Origin of the sequence: Actinoplanes sp. NBRC 103695, from assembly GCF_030269485.1 — a bacterium.
Lineage (GTDB): Bacteria > Actinomycetota > Actinomycetes > Mycobacteriales > Micromonosporaceae > Actinoplanes.
Map to the genome: position 1 here is coordinate 163,905 of NZ_BSTL01000014.1, position 10,192 is coordinate 174,096.

Consider the following 10,192-nt stretch of genomic DNA (forward strand, 5'->3'; position numbering starts at 1 on the left):
GCAGCCAGAATGTGGTTCTGACCGCGACGCACACGCACTCGGGGCCGGGCGGGTTCTCCGAGTACACCCTGTGGAACCTGACGACGCCGGGGTTCGAGGCGCCGGTGTTCGAGGCGATCGTGGCGGGCATCGTGCGGGCGGTGACGGCCGCGGACGCCGGTCTGGCGCCGGGCACGGTGAAGTTCGCGCGGACAACAAGGGGTACGCCTCACACGTCGTCGAGCACGACGTGCACGGCGTCTCCTGGGCCGAACGGGGTGGTTTCGTGGCCGCGTTCGCCCAGACCTCGGCCGGTGACATGTCGCCGAACCTGCGCGGCGGCGGGGCGCAGGGGCCGACCGACGACCAGTTCGAGAACACCCGGATCATCGGGCAGTTGCAGGCCTCCCGTGCCGAGCAGTTGTTCGAGTCGGCGACCGAGGAGCTGTCCGGGCCGATCGACGCCCGCGGCCGCTACGTGGACTTCTCGGACATCCAGGTCGAGCCGCGGTTCACGCCGGACGGGCAGCCGCACCGCACGTGCCCCGGCGCGCTCGGCCAGAACTTCACCGCGGGCGCCGAGGACGGTCCCGGCCCGCCGATCGTCGACGAGGGCGACCTGTCCACCAACCCCCTGCTGCTGCTCGCCGGCATCGTGGTCACCCCCACCCCCCTCTGGGTACGCCAGTGTCAGGCGCCCAAGCAGGTCTTCCTGGGTACGGGCAGCCAGAACCCGCCGTGGACGCCGCAGGTGATGCCGGTGCAACTGCTGCGCATCGGGCAGCCGGCCGTCGGCACGGCGCCGGGCGAGTTCACCATCGTGTCCGGGCAGCGGGTGATCGACGCGATGACCGCCGAGCTGGGCGGCACGGTGTCGCACGTGATGCCGGCCGGGTACGCGAACGCCTACGCCGGCTACGTGGCCACGCCGGAGGAGTACGACGCGCAGCACTACGAGGGCGCGGCCACCCACTTCGGGCGGTACACCGGTCCGGCGTACGCGCAGGAGCTGGCATCGCTGGCGGCGGCCCTGCGCGACGGCGGCCCGGTCACCGACGACGCTCAGCCGCTCGACCTGTCCCGCCAGCGCATCAGCGCCCGCCCCGGCGTCGTCGTCGACTCGCCGCCGCTGGGCAGGTCCTTCGGAGCGGTCCTCACCCAGCCCGCGGCGTCCTATGCGCACGGTGCGACCGTCGCGACGGACTTCGTGACCGCGCACCCCAACAACAACCTCCGCGACGAGAGCACGTTCCTGGAGGTGCAGCACCTCTCCCAGGGGACCTGGCGGACGGTGGCGACCGACAGCGAGTGGCAGACCACGTACACCTGGAAGCGCGAGTACCTCGCCGTCTCCACCGCGAAGATCACCTGGACGGTCCCGGCGACCGCACAGCCCGGCACCTACCGGATCGTGCACCACGGCGACGCCCGGTCCCTGACCGGCCGGATCACCCCGTTCACGGGTACGACCAGGACATTCACCGTGAGCGGGTGACCTCGTCGAGGCGGGCGGCCAGGAACGCGCGCTCGACCTCGTTGCCGGTGAGGGCCAGCGCCTCGCGGTAGGCGTCGGCGGCCAGGTCCCAGCGCCCCAACCGGCGAAGGAAGTCTGCGCGGGCCGCGCTGAGGTAGCCGTACGTGGCCAGCGCCGGGTCCGCCAGCAGGGGCGCGAGGGCGTCCAGTCCCGCCTGGGGGCCGTCGCGCCGGCCGATCGCCACCGCCCGGTTCAGCGCGACCACCGGCGACGGCCACAGGCGGAGCAGCACGTCGTACAGGCCGGCGATCTCGGTCCAGTCGGTGTCCTCCCAGGTGACCGACTCGGCGTGCACGGCGGCGATCGCGGCCTCCACGGCGTACCTGGTGGGCGGCCGCCGGCGCAGCGCGTCGGTGAGCAGGCCGACGCCCTCGGCGATCCGCGTGCGGTCCCAGCGGGAGCGGTCCTGCTCGGCGAGCAGCAGCATCCGGCCGTCGGCGGCCAGCCGGGTCTCGGACCGGGCGTCGATGAGCAGCAGCAACGCCAGCAACGCGCTGATCTCGGTGTCGTGCGGCATCAGCAGGTGCAGTGTCCGGGCCAGGTCGATCGCGCCGTCCACCAGGTCGCGGCGGACCAGCCGGGCGCCGGCCGGCGGGGTGTGCCCGGTCGTGAAAATCAGGTGCACCACCTCGAGGACGGCGCCGACGCGGCCGGCGAGCTCGTCCGGCGCCGGCACCCGGTACGGGATACGCGCGGCCGAGATCTTCTTCTTCGCCCGGGTGATGCGGGCGGCCATCGTCGGCTCCGGTACGAGGAACGCACGGGCCACCTCGGCCGTGGACAGCCCGCACACCAGCCGCAATGTCAGGGCCACCTGCGCCTCCGGGGACAGGGCCGGGTGGCAGCAGGTGAAGATCAGGCGCAGCCGGCCGTCCTCTCCCAGCGCGTCCTCCGGCCCGGGCACCGACGGCTCCGGCACGAGCAGGGGCATCCGGCGGCGGAACACGGCCTCGCGCCGGATCAGGTCCCGCGCCCGGTTCCGCGCGACCGTGGTGAGCCACGCGCCGGGGCGGTCCGGGATTCCGCTCCGCGCCCAGGACTCCAGCGCCTGGGCGTACGCGTCCTGCGTGCACTCCTCGGCCAGATCCAGGTCGCGGGTGAGCTGGGCGACCCCGGCCAGCACCAGGGCCCAGTCGCGGCGGTGCGCCTCAGCCACCGCCGAAGACACCGCCGCGCCGGCCTCCTCGATCATCCGTGGTCGACGACCGGACGGATCTCCACGCCGCTGTGACCGGCGTGCACCTCGGGCAGCCGGGACGCCAGCTTGATCGCCTCGTCCAGGTCGGCCGCCTCGAGCAGGTAGAAGCCGCCCAGCACCTCCTTCGTCTCCAGGAACGGGCCGTCCGTGGTGAGGACCGACCCGGTGCCGTCCGTCCGCAAGGTCGTGGCCGTCTGCGCGAGCTCGAGCTGCTCGCCGCCGACGACCTTCCCGCCGGCCGCCTCGTTGAACGCGCCGTGCGCCTCGCCGTGCGCCTGCCACTGCTCCGGGGTCATCGCGTCCCACTGCTGGGCGTCGCCGTAGATGAGGAGCATGTACTTCGCCATGTCGCACCCGTTCTGCCACGGGGTCCTGGTGGACCCGCCTACCTCAACGACGAAGTCGCGAGGCGGCGGATCGACACCGCACCCCGGGATCATCTCCAGGTATCGTCCCAGCTCGCGCTGCACGGGGTGGCGGACGGCGTCGTGCGGGAGCGGTTGGGGTCGCTCTCCCAGACGACGGCCGAGCCCTCCTTCTTGATGTACTTGTAGGCCACCGCACGGCCGGCGGGCAGGGTCACCGCGGCTCGCCAGATCGGGTACGCGGCGGAGGACAGCGCCACCGCGGCCGCCGGGTTCCAGCTGCCCAGCTCGGGTGTGTCGCCGACGACGAAGACGTTCTGACCCCAGGTCGTGGTGGCGTTCACCGCGAACGAGATCGACGCGGTGCCGCAGTTCGGGCCGCCACCGCCGCGAGCCCCGACGTGCAGTGCCACCGCTGCTCCCGGCGCCACCGTGATCGTGGCCTGGCCGGTGGCGTTCACGGTGTAGGCGACCGGACACCCGTCGCCGGCCAGCACGTCGCAGTAGCTGCCCGCCGCCAGCCCGGTCGCGAACGTCCGGGTCAGCGCGGCGCCGCCGCGGTTGAAGGCGATGAACGCCGCGTCGCCGCGCGAGAAGGCGATCTGGTTCGAACCGTTGCTCCACCAGTTGGCGACGGACCGGGCGCCGGCCGACGCCCGCCACGCGACCAGGTCGGCGACGGAACGGTGCTCGCACACCCAGCCGCTCCCGCACGAGACCTGGCTGGTGGTGCCGTCAGCGGCGGCCGGCGGGCCCTGGTCGGGGCCGCTGAAGTCGTAGCTCGACATGACCTGCGGGACGCCGTACGGGTAGGCCAGCAGGAACGCCTGCGCGAGGCGGTACGTGGTGCCGTTCTTGTAGGTCAGCACGTTACGCCCGTTGCGCTGGGTGTCGTGGTTGTCGATGAACGCCACCGCGTCGGCGGAGGCCAGGCGCATCCGGCCGGGCAGCCCCTCCAGCTGGGCAAGGTTGCCGTCCCGGAACGCGCCGCTGACCACGTCGCCGTAGCGGAACTCGGTCACGTCGCCGATGCCCGCGTACTCCTCGGGGGCGGGCTCTCCCGCGCCGCCCTCGATCACCTCGGAGAAGACGTAGGGGTCGCCGGTCACCGCGTCCAGGACGGCGGCCTGGTCGGTGGCGGGCACGTGTTTCGCCGCGTCTACGCGGAACCCGTCCACACCCAGGGAGACCAGATCATTCAGGTACGCGGTCAGCCTGCTCCGTACGTACGCCGACTCGGTCTTGAGGTCGGAAAGATCGACGAGCTCACAGTTCTGGATCTCCCAGCGGTCGCCCCAGTCGGCGATGTCGTCGTTGCCGTTGCGCCCGCAGTGGTGGAAGTCGTCGTAGCCGTAGGGAACGGCCGGGTAGGCGTAGTGCGAGTAGGTGGATCCGCCGCTGCCCGCACCGGTGGACGCCCCGCCGGCCGCGTGGTTGATCACCGCGTCGACGTAGATCTTGACCCCGGCGGCGTGGCAGGCCGACACCATCGACGCGAACGCCGCCCGGTCACCGCGCCGGGTCACCAGGTTGTAGCTGACCGGCTGGTAGTCCTGCCACCACGGGTGGCCGGAGAGCTCGACGTGCTCCTGCGGCGGCGACACCTGCACGCCCCCGAAACCCTTCGGGCCGAGCACCGTGGCGCACTCGTTCGCGACCGAGGCCCACGGCCACTGGAACAGGTGCACGATGACGTCCTTCGAGCCGGGGCTCGCCGGGCCGGCGTGGGCGCCGCCGGCCGGACCGGTCGCGGCGAGGATCGCGACCGCGATGACTCCCATCCACTTCCGCATGGCGGAAAGCATAGACGTTCACCTATCTATCGCCACCGGGTGCCGCAGTGCGGCCAGAAAGTGGAATACTTTCCGAAACTTCCAAGCAGGGGACGCTCATGGCGGTGGACGGCAGGCGGGTGACGATCGCGGCGATTGCAGCCGAGGCGGGGGTGTCCGTTCCCACCGTCTCACGCGTGCTCAACGGCCGCACGGACGTTGCGCCGGAGACCCGGGAAAAGGTCGAACAGCTGCTCAGCGAGCACGGCTACCAGCGCCGGGCCTCCCGGCAGCGGCCCGGTGGCGCGGCGCTCATCGACCTCGTCTTCAACGACCTGGACAGCCCGTGGGCGGTCGAGCTGATCCGCGGCGTCGAGGAGGTCACCCACTCGGCCGGCGTCGGCACGGTCATCTCCGCGGTGCACCGGCGCTCGACGTCCACCCGCCAGTGGCTGCAGAATCTGCGGGCCCGTGCCTCCGACGGCGTGATCTTCGTACTGTGCGGCCCCGGCGTCGCGCACACCGAGCTCCAGCGCCTCGGCATCCCCGTAGTCGTCGTCGACCCGGCCGGCAACGCGGGCAACGACGTCCCCACGATCGGCGCCACCAACTGGGCCGGCGGCCGGGCCGCCACCGAGCACCTGGTCTCGCTCGGCCACCGCCGGATCGGCCTGATCGCGGGCCCGAAGGATCTGCTGTGCAGCCGGGCCCGGCTGGACGGCTACCGCGCCGCACTGGAGGAGGCGGGCCTCACCTACCAGGCCATCGTGCAGGGCGACTTCCTGCACCGCTCCGGCTTCGACGGCGCGACGGAACTGCTCGACCTGCCCGAGCCGCCCACCGCGATCTTCGCCGCCAGCGACACGATGGCGCTCGGCGCGTACGAGGCCTGCCGCCTGCGCGGCCTGCGCATCCCCGACGACATCAGCATCGCCGGCTTCGACGACCTGCCCGAGTCCCGCTGGGCGTCGCCCCCGCTGACCACGGTCCGGCAGCCGCTCGCCGAGATGGGCGCGCTGGCCGCCCGCACCGCGTTGCGCCTGGCCCGCGGCGAGCACATCGAGGTACCCCGCGTCGAGCTGGTCACCTCGCTGGTGGCCCGGGACAGCACCGCCCACCCTAAGGGCTGATCCGTCGCAGCCACTCGTCCAGCAGGGACTTCTCCCCCGCGCTGAAGGCGTCGAGGCCGGGCAGGGCCGCGCTTAGCGTGATCGCGGCGGCCGCCGGGCCCGGGGTGCCGCCGGCCGGCTCGTCCGTGGTGACGGCCGCGATGACGGCCTCGCGGGCCACCCGCGACAGGGACGGGTCGGGCTCGGGCGCGGCGATCAGGGCCTGCGTCGTCCCGGAGCCGACCGCCTTGATCAAGGACAGAGCAAGGCTTTCGGGTACGCGCAGCCGGCCTGCCGCCGCGATGCGGTGCACCTTCGCCGCCAGCATCGCGTAGCCGGCGTTCAAGGCCTCGTGGGTGCTCGGCGTGCTCGGCCGGCCGTACATGAGCGCGAACAACGCCGGGTTCGCCACGCCGAGCTCGATGTTCAGGTCCCAGCCCCGGCGCAGGTCCTCGACCGGGTCGTCGACCGCCGGCAGCGCGCTCTTGCTCTCCAGGAAGTCGAGAACGCCCCTGGTGGCGATCGCGTCCAGCAGGCCCTGTTTGTCGCCGAACAACCGGTAGATGGTGGGCGGCTGCACCCCGGCGGCGGCGCTGACCGAACGGGTCGAGACGGCGTCCTCCCCGCCCTCGGTCAGAAGTCTCAGGGCCGCGGTGATGATCCGCTCGCGGGTGTCGTCGCTCACGAAACCAACGATAACGCACCCTTGCTTCCAGTGGTATTACCGGTGTTATGGTCGTCGCGTTAACACCGTTTCAGCCGAGGAGAAGATCATGATCGTCGTTACCGGTGCGAGCGGCCAGCTGGGCCGCGCTGTCGTCGAGGAACTGCTGTCGCTCGTGCCCGCGTCCCAGGTCGGCGTCAGCGTCCGCGACGTCTCCAAGGTCGCCGACCTCGGCGACCGCGGAGTGCGTGTCCGGCAGGGCGACTACACCTCGCTGGAGCACTCGATCGAGGGCGCCTCGTCGCTGCTGCTCGTCTCGGCCCCGCTCATCGGCGACGCGCTGCTGAAGACGCACCGCACCGCGATCGCCGCGGCCGGAGCGGCCGGGGTGAAGCGAGTTCTCTACACCAGCCACATGGGCGTGAACCCGGCGTCGCACTTCCCGCCGATGCGAGGTCACGCCGCCACCGAGGAGATGCTCGCCGAGTCGGGTCTGGCCTTCACCGTGCTGCGCAACGGCTACTACGCCACCGCGGTGCCGATGCTGCTGCGGCAGGCGCTGGAGACCGGCGAGCTGCGCACGCCCGCGGACGGCCCGGTCGCCTGGACCACCCACGCCGACCTGGCCGCGGCGACCGCCCGCCTGCTGGTGGACGGCGCCGACGACGGGCCGACCGCGCCGCTGACCGGGCCGGCCGCTCTCGACATGGCGGACGTGGCAGTCATCGCCTCGCGGGTCACCGGCCGCGAGATCCGGCATGTCGTGGTTCCCGACGCCGACTACCGCAACGGGCTGCCCGAACCGGCGGCGACGATGCTGGCCGGAATGTTCCTGTCGAGCCGCGACGGCGACTTCGGCCCGGCCGACCCCACCCTCGCGACCCTGATCGGGCGTCCGGCGACGTCGCTGGAAGACTTCCTCCGGCAGGTGCTCTAGGTGAGTGGCCGGCCCAGGTCGTAGATCTCCTGGATCAGGCGGCGGCAGCGGCGGATCACGTCCGGGTCGGTGTGGCGCAGGGCGTACTCCGTGGTCAGCTCGGCGCCGATGACCACTTCGTACATGACGGCGTCGCCGAGCACGACGAGCTCCGGCAGCGGCTCCAGGTGGGCGACCTGCTCGGCCGCGACGATGCGGGTGGAGTCGCCGTACTCGGCGCGGAGGCGCAGCGCGTGCATCTCCCACTCCACGTACGGGATGAGCGGCTCCTCCACGACCCTGGCCCGGCGCATCGGGAAGCCGGCCCGGCGGTAGAAGTCACGCATGGCGTCGCGGCCCTGATCGAGCAGGCGCAGCGACCCGGCCAGATCACCGCGGTCGAAGGCCTCCCAGCTGTCGTGGCCTGGCTCGCGGAACTCCTGGCGGCGTTCCAGCTTCCAGAAACCGGACTCGCCGATCGCCCAGAAATGCCGGTCGAAGTCAGCCTGATAGTCCGCGAACTCCAGCCGTTCGCCGGCCGCACCGTCCACAATCATCGATCGACACTGTAGACCCATATATTGGTGCCATGACGTCAGCGGGCAGCCGGCGGTCGAGGGATCGGCACAGTCCTGCCGAGCAGCGGCTCATCGACTCGGTCGCCCGCGGCGACGTGCTCGACCTGGCCGGTGACGAACCGGTCGACGAGGCGGCCATGCGTTCCTGGGGCGACGACCGGACAATCTCCGCGTCCGTCATCCGCGACCTCGTCCGCGGCCGCCTGGCCGCCGAGCCCGACCCGCACGGCCTGCGGCTACGCGGCGCCCGGATCACCGGACGGATCGACCTGGCGAACATCACCAGCGACCTGGTGCTGGAACTCGGTGACTGCCTTCTGCCCGATGGCCTGGACCTGCGGAACGCCCGGCTGCCGGCCGTGGCCCTGACCGGATGCCGCATCGAGCAGACGGCGGGCTCCGGCGACGCTCCCGTCGACGCCACCCGCCTCACCGCGCGGGTTCTCTCCTTCGACAGCAGCACCATCCTCGCCACGGCGGCCGCCGGAGCCATCCGTCTCGCCGCCGCGCGCATCGGCACAGTGGACTCCCGCGGTGCCCGGCTGGGCAACACCGGCGGTCCCGCCCTGGAGGCCGGCGGCCTGCACGCCGACCACAGCGTCTTCCTGAGCGACGGATTCGACGCCACCAGCACCAGCGAGCAAGGCACCGTCCGGCTGATCGGGGCGCACATCGGCGGGCAACTCAACTGCGGCGGCGCGGCACTGCGGAACACCACCGGGCCCGCCCTCAACGCCGACGGTCTGTCCGTCGCGCAAGGCGTGCTCCTGCAACGAGGATTCACCGCCACCAGCACCAGCGAACAGGGCACGATCCGCCTCATCGGCGCCGCCACCAGCGCCCTGCATTGCGCCGGAGCCAGGCTGGAGAACACCGCCGGACCGGCCCTCGACGGCGACAACCTCCAGGTGAAGCGGGACATCGGCCTGGACCGCGGGTTCATCGCGACCGGCGTCAGCGATGAGGGCGCGGTCGTGCTCACCGGCGCCCATGTCGGCGGTCTTCTGGACTGCTCGGCGGCAAGGATGGCGAACACCGGCGGGCCGGCACTCCATGCCAACGGCCTTCGAGTCGACCAGGACCTCATCCTCGACGACGGGTTCAGCGCCGCCACTGCCGGCTGCCCGGTGACGCTGACGTTGGCCGGCGCACGGGTCGGTGGAACCTTCCGCTTCGACAGCGAGGTCGTGACGCAGGCCGAGGCGGATCACGGGTCGCTGGTCGAGGTGGACGGGCTCACCTACAGCGGGCTGCCGGGCCCGGCCTCGGTGCAACGCTGGCTGACCGTGCTGGGCAAACACACCGCACGGTACGCCGCACAGCCCTACCAGCACCTCGCCGCCGCGTACCGTGCCGCCGGCCACGACCGGGACGCCCGCACCGTCCTCGTCGCCCAGCGCCGCGACCAGCTCGACCGCGGCGGGCTGACCGGCCCGGAGCGCGCCTGGGGCCGCCTGACCGGTCTCACCCTCGGCTACGGCTACCAGCCGTGGCGCGCCCTGCTCCTCCTCATCGCCACGCTCGCGGCGGCGGTGGCATTGAGCGTCGCCGGCGGCCACCACGGCGCGCTCGCCCAGAAGGCCACCGTCGGAACAGCTTCCGCCGGGCCGTGCACCATCACCGACCAGATCGGCGTCGGCCTGGACCTCGGCACGCCCTTGATCAAGACCGGCGCCAGGGACCGTTGCCAACCCACCAGTACCTCCGCCGGTCAGGCTCTCACTCTGACGGGCTGGGTGCTGCAGTTGGTCGCCTGGGGCTTCGCCACGCTGTTCATCGCCGGCTTCACCAGCGCGGTCCGCAAGACCTGACCCGTTCGCGGTGAAGGTCTGGTCTGGCCTTGCTGCCGGCGTCTCGCTGGGTGTGGGGTTTCGCCGGGGTATGCCAGGCGGCCCGGGTGCCTGCTCATCGTTGCTGCCGCCGCTCGCGGTGGTAGCCGGACGCGGTGGTAGCCGGACGCGGCGGTAGCCGGACGCGGCGGTAGCCGGACGCGGCGGTAGCCGGACGCGGCGGTAGCCGGACGCGGCGGTAGCCGGACGCGGCGGTAGCCGGACGCGGCGGTAGCCGGACGCGGCGG

General features: G+C 72.3%; 9 protein-coding genes and 1 pseudogene. 5 read left to right on the forward strand and 5 right to left on the reverse strand.

What is annotated here, in order from left to right:
- Positions 1 to 11: 11 nt before the first annotated feature.
- A pseudogene (locus QSK31_RS48880) lies at positions 12 to 121 on the forward strand (neutral/alkaline non-lysosomal ceramidase N-terminal domain-containing protein); the annotation flags it as partial.
- A complete protein-coding gene (locus QSK31_RS25645) occupies positions 71 to 1,474 on the forward strand; it encodes a neutral/alkaline non-lysosomal ceramidase N-terminal domain-containing protein (RefSeq protein ID WP_285686872.1) in 1,404 nt (467 codons plus the stop codon). The pseudogene QSK31_RS48880 and the gene QSK31_RS25645, both read left to right, overlap by 51 nt.
- On the opposite strand, the gene QSK31_RS25650 is transcribed toward QSK31_RS25645, so the two are convergent.
- The 3 genes from QSK31_RS25650 to QSK31_RS25660 form a co-directional block, all read right to left on the reverse strand.
- Positions 1,458 to 2,636 carry an RNA polymerase sigma factor gene (locus QSK31_RS25650; protein WP_285687013.1) on the reverse strand — a complete coding sequence of 393 codons (1,179 nt, stop codon included), beginning with the start codon at positions 2,634 to 2,636 and terminating at the stop codon, positions 1,458 to 1,460. The two genes, QSK31_RS25645 and QSK31_RS25650, sit on opposite strands and share 17 nt — an antisense overlap.
- Before the next feature lie 65 nt (positions 2,637 to 2,701).
- Positions 2,702 to 3,058 carry a YciI family protein gene (locus QSK31_RS25655; protein WP_285686873.1) on the reverse strand — a complete coding sequence of 119 codons (357 nt, stop codon included), beginning with the start codon at positions 3,056 to 3,058 and terminating at the stop codon, positions 2,702 to 2,704.
- An 89-nt stretch (positions 3,059 to 3,147) separates the two neighbouring features.
- A complete protein-coding gene (locus QSK31_RS25660) occupies positions 3,148 to 4,869 on the reverse strand; it encodes a carbohydrate-binding module family 20 domain-containing protein (RefSeq protein WP_285686874.1) in 1,722 nt (573 codons plus the stop codon).
- Between the two features lie 98 nt (positions 4,870 to 4,967).
- Between QSK31_RS25660 and QSK31_RS25665 the strand changes: the two genes are divergently transcribed.
- Positions 4,968 to 5,978 (forward strand): LacI family DNA-binding transcriptional regulator, encoded by a 1,011-nt coding sequence (locus QSK31_RS25665; RefSeq protein ID WP_285686875.1) that lies wholly within the window; start codon positions 4,968 to 4,970, stop codon positions 5,976 to 5,978.
- Here QSK31_RS25665 and QSK31_RS25670 read toward each other — a convergent pair.
- Complete coding sequence (locus tag QSK31_RS25670; RefSeq protein WP_285686876.1) at positions 5,968 to 6,642, reverse strand: TetR/AcrR family transcriptional regulator; 675 nt, start codon at positions 6,640 to 6,642, stop codon at positions 5,968 to 5,970. The genes QSK31_RS25665 and QSK31_RS25670 overlap by 11 nt on opposite strands.
- Positions 6,643 to 6,730: 88 nt before the next feature.
- Here QSK31_RS25670 and QSK31_RS25675 point away from each other — a divergent pair, with 88 nt between their 5' ends.
- A complete protein-coding gene (locus QSK31_RS25675) occupies positions 6,731 to 7,558 on the forward strand; it encodes an NmrA family NAD(P)-binding protein (protein WP_285686877.1) in 828 nt (275 codons plus the stop codon).
- Here QSK31_RS25675 and QSK31_RS25680 read toward each other — a convergent pair.
- On the reverse strand, positions 7,555 to 8,094 hold the full coding sequence (locus QSK31_RS25680) for a DUF6879 family protein (protein WP_285686878.1): 540 nt from the start codon (positions 8,092 to 8,094) through the stop codon (positions 7,555 to 7,557). The two genes, QSK31_RS25675 and QSK31_RS25680, sit on opposite strands and share 4 nt — an antisense overlap.
- A 32-nt stretch (positions 8,095 to 8,126) precedes the next feature.
- Here QSK31_RS25680 and QSK31_RS25685 point away from each other — a divergent pair, with 32 nt between their 5' ends.
- Positions 8,127 to 9,926, forward strand: a complete 1,800-nt coding sequence (locus QSK31_RS25685) for a hypothetical protein (protein ID WP_285686879.1) — start codon at positions 8,127 to 8,129, stop codon at positions 9,924 to 9,926.
- Positions 9,927 to 10,192 lie beyond the last annotated feature (266 nt).

Bases quoted from the DNA above. Each gene is read 5' to 3' on its own strand.
- QSK31_RS25665 (WP_285686875.1), top strand. From the start codon at position 4,968: ATGGCGGTGGACGGCAGGCGGGTGACGATCGCGGCGATTGCAGCCGAG.
- QSK31_RS25660 (WP_285686874.1), bottom strand. From the start codon at position 4,869: ATGCGGAAGTGGATGGGAGTCATCGCGGTCGCGATCCTCGCCGCGACC.
- QSK31_RS25685 (WP_285686879.1), top strand. From the start codon at position 8,127: ATGACGTCAGCGGGCAGCCGGCGGTCGAGGGATCGGCACAGTCCTGCC.
- QSK31_RS25655 (WP_285686873.1), bottom strand. From the start codon at position 3,058: ATGGCGAAGTACATGCTCCTCATCTACGGCGACGCCCAGCAGTGGGAC.
- QSK31_RS25675 (WP_285686877.1), top strand. From the start codon at position 6,731: ATGATCGTCGTTACCGGTGCGAGCGGCCAGCTGGGCCGCGCTGTCGTC.
- QSK31_RS25680 (WP_285686878.1), bottom strand. From the start codon at position 8,094: ATGATTGTGGACGGTGCGGCCGGCGAACGGCTGGAGTTCGCGGACTAT.